The organism is Argonema antarcticum A004/B2, assembly GCF_023333585.1.
Taxonomy (GTDB): Bacteria; Cyanobacteriota; Cyanobacteriia; order Cyanobacteriales; family Aerosakkonemataceae; genus Argonema; species Argonema antarcticum.
This window is the reverse complement of sequence record NZ_JAIQZN010000009.1, coordinates 51616-68013: the sequence shown is the minus strand read 5'-3', so window position 1 is coordinate 68013 and position 16398 is coordinate 51616. Positions and strand designations below refer to the sequence as shown.

The window sequence follows — 16398 nt, the reverse complement described above, 5'->3', positions numbered from 1 at the left end:
GAAACCGGGTTTCTCTGTATCTCATTCACCTGAAAAGGGCGATATTCTCAGTAATCAAGGTTGAGAATTAGGCGCTTGTTGCGGTTGGGAAGGTGATTTTGGGGTGACGCTATCAATTGCCTGATTTATCTGAATTGCGGTTAGCGATCGCACAAGACTCAGTTTAAACGGTTCTTGACTAATTGATTGAGTGTAAGCAGCACTCAAATAAGAACTATATTCTGATTTATTAGCCAGATAATTTTGAAAAAAAGCCGTACTCAAAGCATTGATATAAGGACGAGCGAGAGAAGGATTTGGGCCTAGCACCTCGGCAGGAATAGGCAGTACGCTCCTCTCCGAACTACTGCCTCCAATAGTTGTAAAATGAGTTGCTTTTTCGATCAAAACTAAATACTTTTCTGGAGTACTTAACCAAGTAAAAGGTTGGATTTGCTCCGGTACTGCTGGCGTGAAAATATCGTCGCTACCTGCAACTAGCATGACGGGAACTTTTAGCGAACTAAGACCAGTTTGTCCGAAAATAGAGCTAGTGAAAGGATTAATAGCCAAAACTGCTTTAATCCGTTCATCTTGTAAAGAATAATTGGATATAGGTAACCTAGCAGCTTCGCACTGAACTAACAGGGACAAATTCAATAATTGGTCGCTGTTACAATCTTTTTGCAGTTGTGCAAAATTAATCTTTGCCCCTGCTAAAGCTAAAGCAGTGTAGCCACCAACAGATTGACCGATTACCCCCACTTGTTGTAGATTTAATTTACCTTGAAGTGCCGGTTCCGATTGTTCGCGACGCTGAAGTTCGTCTAAGACTAATTTCACTTCTAAAGGTCGGTTTACCAATTCTATTGGTTGTGGCGAAGCGCTTAATCCACTAAAGAATTGCTCGAAAAGTTTAGTGTTATCGCCAGGGTGTTCGAGGACAACTACTGCAAAACCATAAGATGCTAAATGTTGCGCTAAGTAAGCAAAACTTGTGCGGTTTCCAGCTGCACCGTGAGAGATTACAATTACGGGAGATGGCTGCTGAGTAGTTCCCCCATCTGCTGTTTGAGGTAGATAAAGATCGAAGGGTAAAGGGCGATCGCGCAAAGTGTCAGTCAGCGTTATCGTTTGTTGCGTCCATTTAAAAGATCCAGGTTGCCGTAAATCTGACTGTTGGGAAAAGTTGACTTTATTAGCACTTGCAGCCTCAGTTGCTGCTTGCTGTTCAATTAGTTTGACGATCGCATCTTTATTTCTGGTCAATTCTTCAAACTGTTCCGTAATTTGCAGTCCCAAGCTTAAGTTAACTCGGATAACCCGGTTGGGGAATTTGCGTAGTATATTTAGGAGAGTCAAACCTTGCGGATCGCCAGCAGCTGAAATTAAAGCGGTACGCAAAGCAGTGGAGCCATTTTCGCCAGTTTCAGTTTGAAGTATTTTCCCCATCCGCGCCAACACAGTTCCTCCCACCGCAGCGCCGGTAAACTGAGAGATCAGGGTAGGACTTGCTTCAAAGCGTTGTTGTAAGAGTTCACGCAGTTGCGCCTGAGCTTTTGGCGGAATAGTTCCAGCATAGGGAGCAAGTTCCTCGGTAATTTTACCTTCCTTGGCGAACGCTTCCAAAGCCTCAACAGAAAGGGAAAACTCCAAAGGGCCGTAAAAAACAGCCACTTGCTCGGCACTAAAGGCAGGAATTCCGGTTAAGACTGTGGGAAATAACCAAAATCCCAATGAACCAAGGGCAATTCCGATCCAATTATTATGTTTAGCAATATTGGAAACATCTAGAAAAAGACGATTCCCAATCAGATTACTTATAGTTCTTGCCATTTTTTTTGCAGAGCAGAGTTTTGGAAACAGCCGTATTTTACCTGTATTACCGAACAGTAATCAATGTTTTGCTATATACTGGAGTTTAGACTAGATTCTGGTGCAAAACTCCAAAGCTTTACCAGCCTTAATTTTTGAGCTACCACTAGCTGAACGCAGATGAGAATGATTATCATCTGCACAGAGCGATCGTTAACGGTAATTCTCGGTTTTTCCGTACTTAGTGTGCTAAAATATTAAAATAAGTCGGTAATTTATAGAAATTAAGAGCAATTATGAAAAGGGTAATGACCATTTCTTCTTCTAAACCTGGCCAATTTCTTTTTCAAGTGACAACTTCATCCAACTGCAAGCCGCTATAAATCTGAAATTTACCCCACTTCATCTTGAATATGTAAAACTTTTCCCGCTGAAGATGGAGATACTTTCGTATTAACACTCAGCCGATAAAAATGATTGAAGCGCGATAAATTTACCCAGGATGGCAAAGTTTCTCGCCGCTTTTCGGAAAACACTTTTTGGAAGTTGGGATAAGTTTCTCCACTGAGGGGGTTCCGTGTGGGAACAACACAGCGTTGGCATGGATTAATCCCCTCAAGCATTACTTCTCCGACTTGAAACCGAACCACCTCTTCGGCATTCGCAAATAGTCGATCTTCCCAAAATGGTGGGACGCCGCCAATCTCGATGTTAGCTCGTAGACGTAGCCGCATCTCATCGACGCTGATTCCAGGAAACCAGGATGCGATTGTTTCCAGGGTGGCGGTGCTGATGACGGTTGGCCCCGACGCAATGGGATCGTCTGGAAAACCCAAGAGCGAGTTCCTGGCCAGTTGGACGGTCAAGCCGAAATACTCGCTTAACCAAGCTTCTAGTTCGGTAAGTTCTTCTTCTAAATGAAATGTTTGTTTTTCTTCTGTGCCTTGGATTTGGAGGGAGACGGCTTTCGCTGTTGCATCCCATGTCGATCGCAATAAATGAACTTTGGCGTTGCGCTTGCCATTGACAAATCGACCTTGTGCGTCAACTATAGCAAATTCGCGATCGCCCTCTAGAGCGCCACTAGCTAGAACGGTTGCCTGAGTCACTGCTACTGCATCCAGGGACTTAATCGGGTAAATGAAAATGCTTGCAATATATGGCATCTGGATAGTTCTGACGATAGGGGAGCGATATGCCGATCGCATCAAATATTTTAATATATCCTATTTTGGTTATCTTAATCCTACCCGATCGCGATCGCAGAGTTCATCTTGAGGACTTTAGTCCTCAGAAGTAAGTTTTGTACCGATCTAAAAAACTTAAACCTGTGATTAATTACACACTCACTTTATATTATAGACTATTGACATACAACACTTATATATACTTATAATGCTTTATCTTTAATTTTACAATTGCCGTCAAAATCAAAACATACTTATGACTCGAATAAATGGATATCTTGGCCGTCGGAATCTTTTGAAGCTGGCAGGCATTGGCGGGGTTAGTTTAGCAGTGACTGCTACCACTGGGGCACTCTGGAGCGCACAGCAAGCTGTTGGGCCACAAATAGCTACAGCCGATCAACCTTCAGAAAACCCTAACCCAGTCAGATCTGATGAAGCTTTAAAAAGATTGCTGGATGGTAATAAACGGTTTGTAGACCAAAAGCGTCAATTTCCCGACCAATCAACCTCACGCCTTCACCAAACCGCCGCAGCTCAACATCCGTTTGCAACTTTGCTGGGCTGTGCTGATTCGCGGGTACCTGGGGAAATTGTCTTCGACCAAGGGCTTGGGGACTTGTTTGTAGTTCGCGTCGCTGGGAATGTCGTCAATTCCGAGGTTATGGGCAGCCTTGAATACGCTACATTGATATTAGGAACTCAGCTAATCGTGGTAATGGGTCATAAAAGATGCGGCGCAGTATCGGCGGCGGTAAAAGACGAACTACTTCCTGGTAGAATTAGCAGCTTTGTTGAAGACATCAAGCCAGCGGTGGAAAGAGTACGAAACAAACCGGGCGACTTAATTGATAATGCAGTCACTGCCAATGTTCAACTTCAAGTTGAATTATTGCAAGAAAACTCGCTCGTACTGTCTAAAATGATTAAGGAAGGCAAACTAAAAATTGTGGGCGCTCGTTACGATCTGGATACAGGAATAGTAAGTATGATTAGTTAATTGATAAATCATACGGAATCTGTAGTCAGTATAAATCAAACATTGAAACCCATTTCCCTTAAACCTTGGCGGAGTCGTTGTGCTTCTGATGAGTTGCGCTGTTCGTGAAGTGCGATCGCTCTTTTAAACGCTGACAAACTTTCGGAGACACTGCCTACTTTCAGCAGCGCAACGCCCAAGTTTTGGTAAGCGTCGGCATAATCGGGGTTCAAATCAATTGCTTTTTGGTAAGATGCGATCGCATCCTCCAAACGCCCCAACACCTTCAACGTCATCCCCAAATTGTAGTAACCCACGGCAAAACTTGGCTCAATCTGCAAAGCAGTTTCATATACCGTTTTAGCTGCTTGAAGTTTAGAATTATCCTTCAGCACATTACCCAAATTATTATAAGCAGCTAACTTTAGCTTAGGTAAAATAGGCAACTGGGTAGCAGCTTGATAATGGTATTTAGCCAAGCTTAGCTGTTGCAAATGCTCGTAAGCAATCCCCAAGTGGTAGTGAAGTTCGTACAGCACCAAATCATCGACCGATCCTGAGTCTAAACTGCGTTTCAGGAGTTGGACACCGCGTGCAATGTCACCCGATTGGATGTATAATGCTCCGAGCTTACTGCATACATATACGTCATTTGGGTGGTTTGCCAGATAACCTTCCATTGCAGCCTGTGCTTTTTGGAATTTGTGTTTGGATGCGATCGCTTCTGGTTGATAACCGTAGTGTAAAATCGCCACATCCGACAAATAACCCACCTGCCACTGAGATTCGCGCTGCAAAAGTTCCACAACGCTATCATCCACCATCTCATGATAAGGGCGAGAAAAGCGAACTGCCGGGTGATTGCGAAACAACCGCGAAACCAGAGAATACGGCGATCCTGTCGCGCCTACCTCTTCCCGTACTAAGTTTACAACCAGATTGTCTGCCTGGAGAATAGCTTGTTTCAGCAGCGGCACAATTTCCGGCGTCAGCACCTCATCCGCATCCAAAACCAGCACCCAATCCCCCCGCACGTATTTCAGCGACTCATTTCTAGCAGCTGCGAAATCATTACACCATTCAAAATGATAAACCCTCGCGCCAAACTCCCTGGCAATTTCAGGCGTCCTGTCAGTCGAGCCGGTATCCACCACTACTATCTCATCTACGACACCCTTGACGCTGCTGAGGCAGCTAGATAGGGATTTTTCCTCATTTTTAACGATCGCACAAAGGCTAAGCATCATCTCGCACCGGGGAACTGGTTATGCAACAGGTGCAATTATAGAGGAGCGATCGCACCATTACCTATGGCGTAGCATAGTAGATATAAATATCATCCACGTATCTCTTATTGATCGAGCTTCTCCTCATTCTCATATTCGGTAATATGCCGGGAGTTTGTTTGTCCATACGCCGCAATCCTTCCACCAATTCATCCTTATCGCTGAGGACTGTAGTTTCCGCGACAGCTATTCCCAATGGAGGTGAAAACTTTGACAATACTTTTTGAACAAAGCTGTAAGCTTTAAATGGCCCTTGCTCGTCGTATAATGGTGATGCGAATGTCAGCCGCCATTCATCTGGTTCAGATTTGTAAAGCCAGAAGGCCGAATTTACTGGGAAGCCATTTTCTTTGAGAGCTTCTATCACTTTTCGTCCTTCTTCTATATCTTTTTCTACCAAAATTGCTTTATCCATTGCAAAACTCCATGATTTCTTTTAGCAACTGCGTTGTAGATACTCCGAGCTTCCGCTTCAGTCCATCTTTGGTAACGACTTTCTTCTGACCATTGTACAACAATTGCCCAATTAGCCGCAAAAAGTGGATCGCTGTTACTTTCCTGTGCTATAAATGACGAAATTTCAGCCACTTGAGCAAGCTTCTTAAAATCGTGGGTATAGCTGTCCAGAACAGTCTTCTTGTCTGGGAAGTCATACTTATTCGTTTTTTTAGCAATGCAAGCTTTTAAGGCGCATTCTATTGCATACCCGCAAAGATAGTATGCTCCGTCGTAATGTCCGTTATCCAGCAGCACTTTTGCTTCTTTCAGTCTAAGGCGAGCTATGTCTTGGAGATGCTTTCTATTCACAAAATTAGCGGCGTTTGGATAATTTTTACGTGAAGAGGTATATTTTTACATTACCTCATTTTTGGCGTAGCACAAGTGGAAGCGTATGTTTTCTCCAAAGTGCGATCGCAAGCACGGCGGACTGGTAAAATTTAAACACAGCCTTAACAAAGGAAAATAGCCGTGGAAATCGAAGACATATTTAGCGAGCTACCAATTTTAGAAACCGATCGACTCCTATTACGTAAACTTCAGTTAGATGATAAAAAAGATATTTTTGATTACGCCTCAGACCCATTGGTTTGTAAGTACACCACCTGGTCAGTACATGAATCAATAGAAGAGAGCAAAAATTTCCTCATCTCCGTCATCAAAGACTACAACAACCATCAGATTGCACCGTGGGGAATCGTAGATCGAGAAGACAATAAGCTAATTGGAACTTGCGGATTCGTTAATTGGATTGTTGACGACGATCGCGCTGAGATTGGCTATGCACTGTCTAGGAAATATTGGGGAAAAGGATATATGACCGAAGCGGTTCGCGCAGTCATCGCCTTTGGATTTAGTACTATGGATCTAAATCGTATTGAAGCCCGATGCAAAATTGAAAATATCCCTTCCGCCAAAGTAATGGAAAAAGTTGGTATGAAATTTGAAGGCATCCTGCGGGAACACTTATTTGTCAAAGGCATCTATCACGACCTCAAAATGTACTCTATTTTAAGGAGAGAATGGGTTGAATTACTAATTAAAAGTTAAAAATTACGTCCAAATTTAACTCGATCGGTAGCTCTTGACTTAGGGCTAATTTATTAAAGATTGTCAAGATATATTTTATCTGTCGATGGGGTGATGCCAAAGGCTTGGACTTACAGTCATTTTTAGGTGAGTGGGCTACAAAGAAACCCGGTTTCTGGGGTGTCCTTTGTGCAACTCAAAGCCGAAAAGGCGATCGCGGAAAAGCCCCTCGAAATGGTTGCTAAGTTTTTCTATAGCAAAGTGCAACGGAAGCCGTGCTTCGGCTTTAGTACAAACACCGTCCCGATCGATCTTGCTTTGAGCGTTTCATACTGTCCTAATCGCCTTGGCGACTGGGATACTTAATCAAATAGATGACTCTGTAGAAACAGACCCGACTTGAAGCACTAAATATTTCAGCAATCTAAATATATTTTGAAACTATAAAAAGGTAGAGATGCTATTCTCCTATAAAAAGGTAAGCGATCGCCAGAAAAGCTATGCCCTATGGATATTCCCTCTGATAGAGGTTGCCGTTTGATTTAGCTTGATAACGTATAGATAACAAAGCAAAAATAGTCAATAACAAAGGAGAAAACGAAATGGGAATTTTAGCTTGGGTTATTTTAGGTCTGATTGCTGGAGCAATTGCTAAAGCAATATATCCAGGTAATCAAGGTGGCGGTATATTTGCCACAATGGGTTTGGGAATCTTGGGCGCGATGGTTGGTGGCTGGTTGGGCAATTTGTTTTTGGGGACAAGTGGCGGAGCCGCCTACGGAGCGCTGTCAATTCCGAGTATTGCTTTCGCTGTCATCGGCGCTATGGTTCTGATTTTCCTGTGGGGTTTATTAACTCGTCAAAGTGCATAATAGTCAAATATCTGTTCCCTTCAACACGGTATCAAAAACCCCCCACACAAAGTAGGGGGCTTTTTATGTAATTTAGTTATTGGTCATTAGTCAGGGTGGATATTGGTTAATTTAAAATAAAATAAATTTTGACAAATAAGAAATGACTAAAGTAGACTAAACTCTTTAAGAATGAGCCAGAAACGTTATCCAAACAAGCAGCAAGGAGAAAAAATGCTGGAGTTATACCAGTTTGAAATGTCCCACTACGCTGAGAAAGTGCGGCTGATCTTGGATTATAAAGGGCTGGCGTACCGTAAAATAGAGGTGACGCCAGGAATTGGACAATTAGAACTTTACAAAATGTCCGGTCAGCGACAGGTGCCAGTGCTGAAAGACGGTCAGGAGATTGTGGCAGATTCGACGGCGATCGCAAAATACCTCGATCGCAAATACCCAGAACGGCCCATTATTCCCGTAAATCCCGAACAGCGAGGACTGTGCTTATTAATAGAAGAGTGGGCCGATGAGTCGATCGGGCTTAAAGCTCGTAAAGCGTTGTTTGGAGGTCTTAGCCAAAGTCAGACCTTCCGCACTTCCGTTTTGCCCTCAACAACGCCCGATTTTGTTAAACTGCTGGTGGGGGCAGTGCCAGGTGACTTTCTCAATCTGCTGGGTTCGGGCATAGGCTTCGGCCCGGATGTTGTAAAATCAGCACAAGAAGACCTCAAACAAGACCTGGAAGCCCTCAGCCTTATACTGCTGGATCGGCCCTATTTGGTGGCAGATTACCCTACGTTGGCAGATTTTGCCGTCGCTGGTTTGAGTATGTACATCAAATTCCCCGAAGGCCCCTATCTGGAAATTCCAGAAAACTTAAAAGGTAAAGGAGTCCCAGGATTGGCTGATAGCGCCGCATACGAGACGTTTTTTAACTGGCGCGATCGTCTCTACGCCCAATATCGCAAACAACCTACACCAACCACAACCACCAATCCCAAAGCTCCCACTTCGATCGAAATAGATTAGTCTCGCTAATAGCGCAAATTGCGTAGCAGCTTAGGTACGTAGTTGCGCTAAAGCGCTTTAGCGCAACTACGTACCCATTACCCATTCCAAACAAGAGCGAATGCAAGTAATATCATGTCCGGTAGCATTGTTAGTGTAAGAGTGATATCGTCAAATTTTTTGTTGTCATCGGTGGTTCAATTTTTACCACAGATGTAGGCGCTTCGCCTTCCCGTAGGGTAGACAGATGAACACAGATGAACACAGATAAGAGGGGATTTTTTTAGGCAACCGATGCCACCGGACATGATATAATTAGGAACTTGCGTTAATATCTAAGAGCTAATTGCTAATATTTTTATCATCAGGTATGCACATAAAATCTGATTTTTCGGATAGGCTTTTAAGCATTAGCAATTCCCCGATGAACTCCACATGGATTTAAGTAAACCATTAGGTTCAGTAATTGAAGGTTCCCTCAGCGAAGGGTTGCAAGTACGACTGCACCCGGATATTTCGGTAGAAGATATGCGCGTGGGCAAGTTTTTGGTGGTGCAGGGGGTGCGATCGCGTTTTTTCTGCCTGTTAACCGATGTAGAATTAGGCACATCCAGCCCTCGGATTATCGCCAATCCACCAGCAGCTGAGGACGATTTCCTGCGCGAAGTCCTGGCGGGAAGCGGTACTTACGGGACGATCGAACTCGCTCCGATGTTGATGTTTACTCCGACACCAGAACCACCCGGCTTATATATTTCCAACGGGAAAACCCCTAAGCTACCATCGGAGGGTCAGGCAGTACTGGCATCCTTTCAGGCCCAAAGCAGCGAAGAATTAGAATTGCGTCCAGTCAAAACTATTCCCAGCCATTTCAGCCAAGTATATGACGCCACGGAACGAGATTTTCGCACTGTCTTCGGTTGGGAAGATGACCCCCATCGACGCAACTTTGCGATCGGTCAACCCTTGGATATGGACGTTCCCGTCTGTATCGATTTAGACAGATTTGTGGAACGCAGCAACGGCGTATTTGGCAAATCTGGAACTGGCAAATCTTTTCTCACCAGAGTACTGTTATCTGGTATCATCCGCAGGCAAGCAGCAGTTAACCTAATTTTTGATATGCACTCGGAATATGGCTGGGAAGCTGTTTCCGAAGGCAAAAACTACAACACTGTCAAAGGTTTGCGCCAGCTGTTTCCAGGACAAGTGCAAATGTACACCCTCGACCCCCAATCCACCACGCGGCGGGGTGTGCGCGACGCCCAAGAACTTTACCTGGCTTACGACCAAATTGAAGTAGAAGATATTAAGTTGGTAGGACAAGAATTAGGTCTTTCCGAAGCCAGCCTAGACAACGCTAACATCCTTCGCGGCGAGTTTGGCAACGCTTGGATTCTTCAGTTGCTCAATATGAATAACGAAGATATCAAGATGTTTTGCGAGGAGAAGAAAGGTCATATCGGTTCGATTATGGCTTTGCAGCGCAAACTCCTGCGTCTGGAAAACCTTAAATATATGCGATCGACCTGTCCCCGCAATTACGTCAGTCAAATTTTGCAATCCCTGGAAGCAGGTAAGCACGTCGTGGTGGAATTTGGTTCCCAGTCAGATATGCTCTCCTATATGCTGGTGACCAACGTCATCACCCGTCGCATTCACAAAGAATACGTCCGCAAGGCAGAGTTGTTCTTGCAAACCAAAAATCCGATCGATCGCCCCCAGCCGCTGGTAATCACGATCGAAGAAGCTCATAGATTTCTCGATCCGAGCATTGTGCAAAGTACAATTTTTGGTATAATAGCTCGTGAAATGCGGAAGTACTTCGTTACGCTTTTGATCGTGGATCAGCGTCCCTCTGGAATCGATAACGAAGTTATGTCCCAAATCGGCACGCGCATCACCGCCTTACTCAACGACGAAAAGGACATCGATGCCATTTTTACTGGCGTCTCCGGTGGTGGTAGCCTCCGATCCGTTCTGGCTAAGCTCGATTCTAAGCAACAAGCTTTGATTTTGGGCCACGCCGTCCCCATGCCGGTAGTCATACGTACCCGTCCCTACGACGAAACCTTCTACCGAGAAATTGGCGATACCTGCTGGGAAGAAAGGTCTGATGGAGAAGTTTTCGCAGCTGCTGAAGCCGCTAAAGCCGATCTAGGCTTTTAGTGCTGCTTTTGTCACTTACTCTAAGTATAGCAACCACCAAGGCGGTTAGGACGTTCTTAATTCCACCAAACCCTTCTTCCCCTAGCCCCTAGTCCCTAGTCCCTGTTTTCTTTTGACTTTTGACTTTTGACTTTTGACTTTTGCACCTGTGTGGAAAACTACGCCCAAAAAGTTCGGTTATTTCATACGCTTGGGGCTTTTCAGTCAGGGGATGATTAGCCCATACTTATAAATAGGACTAGATATAGCAACTTTAGGGCGATTAAGGCAACTCCAACTGTTACCTTTAGTCCATAATCCCTTACTTCGTCAAGCTTTTTCCTCTTCCCTCTTCCCTAGTCCCTAGCCCCTAGACCCTAGTCCCTAGCTATATCATCCCTTGTGCCATCAAAAACAAAAGATTTCTAATCGCAGCGCAATTTTTGAGCAAATCTGGGGAATATTAAATATAGCAGTGAACCTTTGACCCTCGCTCCCCGTCTAAACGTTTATTATTGCCAATGCTAAAGCAGATCGGGTTCTTGGTTTAAGTAGTTCACTTCTTTGAGGTTGCCCAGCTATGCCAGCGAATAAACATTTCATCCTCTGCCATTATCTCTCTTAAGGGAGAAAAAATGCGATCGTCTTTCCAAGCGTTAGTTTCCCTATTAAGCAGGGTACTCATGCACAGGCTAGCAGTTCGCACTCGCTTACACTTACCCAGTATAACCTTGCTACTTCACGGGTGGAATCTTTCGGCTACGGTATCTTTGATAGCTTTTTTCGCTTGCATCCAGAGCAATTATAGCTAATTGAAATGCCACTCACCAAAGCGTCCCTCTCATCCCCATCTTGCCAAAGAAATCGGTTTTTTCATACCGTTTCTGTACTACAATGAAGATAAATAAACTCATACCGACTTCAAGTTGTTAAGATTGGCGATTAAAAAGCAGGCTATACACCTATGGCAAGAGGATTTCTTCCAGATGGTTCAGCTAAGCTTTTGTTAGAATTGAAAGTTTCCTGGTTCCGCTGACCTTTCGCTCCAGTCACCAGTTCGTTGTTTGTCTACATAGTTACCACGCGCCATGCCGACTGTTACTACCCAAACCAATAATACCAATGCCAAGTTCACAGCGGATATGGTTCGTACCTATCTGCGTGAGATTGGACGAGTGCCCCTGCTCACCCGCGAGCAAGAAATCGTTTTTGGGAAGCAGGTGCAGCAAATGATGACCCTGCTGGAAGCGAAGGATGCCTTGGCAACCAGTCTGAAGCGCGAACCGACTCAAACAGAGTTTGCCCTTGGCGTCAGCATGAGCGAAGAAGCTCTCTCCGAAGCGCTGCGCCGGGGACAGCGAGCTAAGCAGAAGATGATCGAGGCCAACCTGCGCCTAGTAGTGGCGATCGCTAAGAAGTACCAGAAGCGCAATCTGGAATTCTTAGACTTGATCCAAGAAGGCACCCTGGGTTTAGAGCGCGGTGTGGAGAAATTTGACCCAATGCGGGGTTACAAGTTTTCCACCTACGCCTACTGGTGGATTCGTCAAGCGATCACCCGTGCGATCGCTCAGCAAGGTCGTGCGATTCGGCTACCCATCCACATCACCGAAAAGCTCAACAAAATTAAGAAAGTGCAACGGGAACTCGCCCAGCAACTCGGTCGCAGCGCTACGCCAGCTGAAATTGCCGAGTCCCTGGAACTAGAACCAGCCCAGATCCGCGAGTACCTGACGATCGCTCGCCAGCCAGTTTCTCTGGATGTACGAGTCGGGGATAATCAGGACACAGAACTCTCCGATCTGCTGGAAGATGATGGCCCGTCTCCAGAGCATTACATCACCCAAGAGTCACTGCGTCAAGACCTCGATGACCTCTTGGAGCAACTTACACCTCAGCAGCGCCAAGTTCTCACCCTCCGTTTTGGTCTACAGGACGGTAACGCACTTTCCCTCGCCAAAGTGGGTGAACAGCTCAATCTCAGCCGTGAGCGCGTGCGCCAATTAGAACGTCAAGCTCTGGATCAACTGCGCCGTCACCGAGCCAATGTCCGGGAATACCTCGCCAGTTGAGCCTCAATTAAATAATACCTCGCGGGACGGGCGGCAATTCTTTGCTACCCGTTCCGAATTTTTTTATCAAAGGGCTAGGGGCTAGAAAAGTCAAAAGTCACTCATTCAAAAGTCAAAAGGGGAAGAGTGGGGGAGTGGGGGAGTGGGAGAGTGGGGGAGAATGACCAATGACCAATGACAACTGACCAATGACAACTGACCAATGACAACTGACAACTGACAACTGACAACTGACAACTGACAACTGACCACTGACCACTGACAACTGACAACTGACCAATGACAACTGACCACTGACCACTGACCACTGACCACTGACTTTTTTGTAAAGATTTGTAACTGAATTGGAAATCTTTACTTTCGTAAGTGAATCCACTTAACAGTCAAGAGGTGAGAGTGTGACTGTGAGAAGTGTGAAGAATTTGCGTATAAAAACTAAGCCTGTAAAGGTAGATCGGGGGAAATATGGGGGTCAATTGTCAACCCTCAATCAGCCAGAAAAAATTTTGGTAACCCAAATCCACAAAGCCATCTCTGGGAATAGAGAAAGTCTGCCAGTTGAGGGAACTCAGAACGCCAGAGTTTGGGCTAAGTTGGAATTAAATAATATTTCAGTTTCAATTTAAATACATCAGGGGAAATCAGCAATGTTAAACACTATAGTTCATTCCTTTTTCCACTGCAATAAACGGCCTAATTATTTGCAAATCCCGCTAGCTGGGTTGATGCTGATGGTGGGGATCTCCAGTGGGAACGCTAACGCAATACAGACTAGCGTTTCGGGGGATGCCGCCACATCCCATCAAAATCGAGTGATTGAGGCTAAGTCAGCATCTCTACCAGAAGTAGCCAGTTCCAACACCAGAACAACAGGATCGGTCAAACAGATCTCTGATGGTATTTACCTATACGGTCAGTCCGCACAGCCAGAACAGATCGGTCAAGAATATATTGTGTTTGAGGTGCGGGGCGATCGCGCGATCGGTGCCTTATATATGCCTCGATCGGAGTTTAGTTGCTTTCAAGGCACCCTCCGGGCGCGGCAGCTGAACGTGACTTTAGCCAACCCTGACAGCGAAATAGCAGAATCTAGCCCCGATCCAAAGCAAGAGTTTCAGCCCGTAGCCGTAGGTAGTACTTCCCCTCCTAGCGGCAATAGATTCGATGCAGTTACCTTTCCCTTATCCGTAAAACTGCAAAACTATCACCAGATTCCCAGAGTTAGCGAGAACGACCAACGCATTTTGAGTATGTGTAAGGCTAACTATTGATAGATTTGAGATTTTGGATTTTGGATTGAATCTAAAATCTCAAATCTAAAATTAATACTCGATTCCCGCTTGAGCCTTAACGGCTTGTTCGCGAAATGGATGCTTGATGAGTGTCATTTCAGTTACCAAGTCCGCTCTTTCGATTAGACCTGCTGGTGCGCCTCTGCCGGTAAGAATAACATGAGTCCGATCTGGCTTTTGCTCCAGTCCTGCTACAACTTCCTCGACACTCAAGTATCCCAACTTCAAGGCGACATTAATTTCGTCAAGAAGCACCAGTTTATACTCATGGTTGCGGATAAAAGTTAATGCCTTATCCCAAGCGAGCTGCGCTTTCTGGATATCTCGCTCTTTGTCTTGAGTTTCCCAGGTGAAGCCTTCTCCCATAGCATGAAATTCTAGCAGGTCGTCCCAGCGACCGAAGGCAGCTTTTTCGGCAGGTTCCCAGGCTCCTTTGATAAATTGTACGATCGCCACCCGATAGCCGTGACCTAGCGATCGCAACACCATACCCAAAGCAGCAGTAGTTTTCCCCTTACCGTTCCCAGTGTGAACAATTATTAAGCCTTTCTCTTTTGTTCGTTCCGCTAGACGTTCTGACTGCACTTCCTTGCGCCGCTGCATTTTTCGCTTATACTGTTCCGATGTCAGCGAGGATGACGCCTCCTCAGTTAGGTTGCTAGCGTTTGGCGTTTCCGCTGCATTTAGATTGCTAGTAATTTTCATCAATTTTGTCTAAATAAAATAGATTATCTCACCACAGATCCCTAAAATCCCAAGACTGCTCATCTTGCTCTTCACCCACAAGAACCATATCACCCTGGTAATTTTTATTCACATAAGTAGCTTTTTCCTTTAAACGATCTGGCACATAGTGCAAGTCTACAGGTAGTCCATGCGCTAGTAAAAATTCGGCTAATTGCTCAGAATGAATGTAAATACCTTCAGCGTGTAGCCGCCGCAAAATTTCCTGAAAACTGTGGCATTTTTCTTCAGGCTGTCGCTGAATCGATCGATCGTTACCGATGTTGCACAAGTCAGGTTTCTTGGGCATATAGCTAGGGGCTAGGGGCTAGAAAAGTCAAAAGTCACTCATTCAAAAGTCAAAAGAAAACAGGGGTTAGGGGCTAGAGGGAAGAGGGAAGAGGGAAAAAGGGTCTAGAATCAAGGGCTTCGCCGTGAGCGCGGCTCGACTGAGCGCGAGCCGAACGTCTCAGCCGAACGGTTTGGTGGAATTAAGAACGTCGTAACCGACGAGAGCGGTTGCTATAACTAAAAATTGCTTGCGTCGAGAGGTAATCATTTTAACAGAAATGATGTGAGTTAAAGAGATTTTTAACCACAGATGAACACAGATGCCTATCTACAAATGGATCTGGAAAGCCTGATTTGCAGTACGTAGTAATACACAACTGCCAAAACAGGAGACGATCAACCCCATGATGACCCCTAAGACATTTGGGCGCAAAGGACAGAACTCAGGTAGCGATCGATCGCTTGATAGTACCAAACGCGGAGATATCCCAGGGACACGCTGGCGGGAGGACACTAAAACCTCCGTAGAATGGTTAGAACACTTTCGTTTCAACCGGGAAAACCTCCTACCCATTCCCTGGGAATCTTCCTACCGCCTCAGCGACACAGAAAAAACAACTATCTCCAATTCTATCCGCAGTTTTCAATTGGGCGAAAGTTCCGAAGGTACAAATTTATTGAAGGCAGCTCGTGTCTATGCTGCTGTATCTGGAGATACTGTTTATGTGGAAGCTTTAAAGCTTTTTATTGCTGAGGAGCAACGACACGCCGCAGATTTGGCGCGGTTTATGAAACAGCAGGAAATTCCTTTAGCACGGCGTCATTGGACAGATACAATATTCCGCAAGCTCCGAAAATTGGCAAACCTGGAATTAGCGATTGTAGTCCTGTTAACAGCGGAATTGATGGCTTTAGTTTATTATAAGGCACTGGGAGATGCAACGCGATCGCCCATCTTAAATCACCTTTGCCAGCAAATTCTCCGGGATGAAACTCAGCACGTTTGTTTTCAATCCGAACAGTTGACGAAAATTCGTCAACAGCGATCGAACTGGCAATTAGTCTGTCTAGAGTTATTGCACCGCCTGTTTTTCAGTGCTACTCTATTATTGGTTTGGTTTGACCACGGCAAAGTTTTTCGGGCAGGCGGTTATACCTTCAGCAGTTTTTATCAGTCTGTTTGGCTTGAGTTTAATAATGCGATAAGTCATTAGTCATCGTTCATTGGGTTTGAAGAAAG

At 45.1% G+C, this 16398-nt stretch carries 18 protein-coding genes; 10 read left to right on the top strand and 8 right to left on the bottom strand.

Annotated features, from left to right (window positions below; all coding sequences use genetic code 11):
• Positions 1-54: 54 nt before the first annotated feature.
• Together LAY57_RS06140 and LAY57_RS06135 are read right to left on the bottom strand one after the other, a co-directional pair.
• Positions 55-1815: an alpha/beta hydrolase gene (locus tag LAY57_RS06140; RefSeq protein WP_249065443.1), complete on the bottom strand. Its 1761-nt coding sequence runs from the start codon at positions 1813-1815 to the stop codon at positions 55-57.
• Positions 1816-2186: 371 nt separating this feature from the next.
• Positions 2187-2960: an MOSC domain-containing protein gene (locus LAY57_RS06135; protein WP_249065442.1), complete on the bottom strand. Its 774-nt coding sequence runs from the start codon at positions 2958-2960 to the stop codon at positions 2187-2189.
• A gap of 277 nt (positions 2961-3237) precedes the next feature.
• Here LAY57_RS06135 and LAY57_RS06130 point away from each other — a divergent pair, with 277 nt between their 5' ends.
• Positions 3238-3981, top strand: a complete 744-nt coding sequence (locus tag LAY57_RS06130; RefSeq protein ID WP_249065441.1) for a carbonic anhydrase — start codon at positions 3238-3240, stop codon at positions 3979-3981.
• Between the two features lie 35 nt (positions 3982-4016).
• Here LAY57_RS06130 and LAY57_RS06125 read toward each other — a convergent pair whose 3' ends face one another.
• From LAY57_RS06125 to LAY57_RS06115, 3 genes are all read right to left on the bottom strand, one after another.
• Positions 4017-5207, bottom strand: coding sequence for a glycosyltransferase (locus tag LAY57_RS06125; RefSeq protein ID WP_249065440.1), 1191 nt, complete (start codon positions 5205-5207; stop codon positions 4017-4019).
• A gap of 61 nt (positions 5208-5268) precedes the next feature.
• Positions 5269-5661: a hypothetical protein gene (locus LAY57_RS06120; protein ID WP_249065439.1), complete on the bottom strand. Its 393-nt coding sequence runs from the start codon at positions 5659-5661 to the stop codon at positions 5269-5271.
• Positions 5640-6053, bottom strand: a complete 414-nt coding sequence (locus LAY57_RS06115; protein ID WP_249065438.1) for a HEPN domain-containing protein — start codon at positions 6051-6053, stop codon at positions 5640-5642. The genes LAY57_RS06120 and LAY57_RS06115 overlap by 22 nt, the downstream gene beginning before the upstream one ends.
• A gap of 162 nt (positions 6054-6215) precedes the next feature.
• Between LAY57_RS06115 and LAY57_RS06110 the strand changes: the two genes are divergently transcribed.
• The 6 genes from LAY57_RS06110 to LAY57_RS06085 all read left to right on the top strand — a co-directional run bounded on the left by LAY57_RS06110 (position 6216) and on the right by LAY57_RS06085 (position 12852).
• Positions 6216-6794: a GNAT family N-acetyltransferase gene (locus LAY57_RS06110; RefSeq protein WP_249065437.1), complete on the top strand. Its 579-nt coding sequence runs from the start codon at positions 6216-6218 to the stop codon at positions 6792-6794.
• A 168-nt stretch (positions 6795-6962) separates the two neighbouring features.
• Positions 6963-7139 carry a hypothetical protein gene (locus LAY57_RS06105; protein WP_249065436.1) on the top strand — a complete coding sequence of 59 codons (177 nt, stop codon included), beginning with the start codon at positions 6963-6965 and terminating at the stop codon, positions 7137-7139.
• Between the two features lie 236 nt (positions 7140-7375).
• On the top strand, positions 7376-7645 hold the full coding sequence (locus LAY57_RS06100) for a GlsB/YeaQ/YmgE family stress response membrane protein (RefSeq protein ID WP_249065435.1): 270 nt from the start codon (positions 7376-7378) through the stop codon (positions 7643-7645).
• A 171-nt stretch (positions 7646-7816) separates the two neighbouring features.
• On the top strand, positions 7817-8653 hold the full coding sequence (locus LAY57_RS06095) for a glutathione S-transferase family protein (protein ID WP_338022362.1): 837 nt from the start codon (positions 7817-7819) through the stop codon (positions 8651-8653).
• A gap of 414 nt (positions 8654-9067) precedes the next feature.
• Positions 9068-10801, top strand: a complete 1734-nt coding sequence (locus tag LAY57_RS06090) for a helicase HerA domain-containing protein (RefSeq protein ID WP_249065434.1) — start codon at positions 9068-9070, stop codon at positions 10799-10801.
• Positions 10802-11868: 1067 nt separating this feature from the next.
• A complete protein-coding gene (locus tag LAY57_RS06085; protein ID WP_249065433.1) occupies positions 11869-12852 on the top strand; it encodes an RNA polymerase sigma factor, RpoD/SigA family in 984 nt (327 codons plus the stop codon).
• 105 nt (positions 12853-12957) lie between these two features.
• Here LAY57_RS06085 and LAY57_RS06080 read toward each other — a convergent pair whose 3' ends face one another.
• Complete coding sequence (locus tag LAY57_RS06080) at positions 12958-13167, bottom strand: hypothetical protein (protein ID WP_249065432.1); 210 nt, start codon at positions 13165-13167, stop codon at positions 12958-12960.
• A gap of 83 nt (positions 13168-13250) precedes the next feature.
• Here LAY57_RS06080 and LAY57_RS06075 point away from each other — a divergent pair, with 83 nt between their 5' ends.
• Both LAY57_RS06075 and LAY57_RS06070 read left to right on the top strand, forming a co-directional pair.
• Positions 13251-13478, top strand: coding sequence for a hypothetical protein (locus LAY57_RS06075; RefSeq protein ID WP_249065431.1), 228 nt, complete (start codon positions 13251-13253; stop codon positions 13476-13478).
• A gap of 21 nt (positions 13479-13499) precedes the next feature.
• Positions 13500-14123, top strand: a complete 624-nt coding sequence (locus LAY57_RS06070) for a hypothetical protein (protein WP_249065430.1) — start codon at positions 13500-13502, stop codon at positions 14121-14123.
• Positions 14124-14174: 51 nt separating this feature from the next.
• Here LAY57_RS06070 and cobO read toward each other — a convergent pair whose 3' ends face one another.
• Together cobO and LAY57_RS06060 are read right to left on the bottom strand one after the other, a co-directional pair.
• Positions 14175-14849 carry a cob(I)yrinic acid a,c-diamide adenosyltransferase gene (gene cobO, locus LAY57_RS06065; RefSeq protein ID WP_249065429.1) on the bottom strand — a complete coding sequence of 225 codons (675 nt, stop codon included), beginning with the start codon at positions 14847-14849 and terminating at the stop codon, positions 14175-14177.
• Between the two features lie 28 nt (positions 14850-14877).
• Positions 14878-15177, bottom strand: a complete 300-nt coding sequence (locus tag LAY57_RS06060; protein ID WP_249065428.1) for a hypothetical protein — start codon at positions 15175-15177, stop codon at positions 14878-14880.
• Positions 15178-15562: 385 nt separating this feature from the next.
• On the opposite strand from LAY57_RS06060, the gene LAY57_RS06055 reads away from it, so the two are divergent.
• Positions 15563-16372, top strand: a complete 810-nt coding sequence (locus LAY57_RS06055) for a ferritin-like domain-containing protein (RefSeq protein WP_249065427.1) — start codon at positions 15563-15565, stop codon at positions 16370-16372.
• Positions 16373-16398 lie beyond the last annotated feature (26 nt).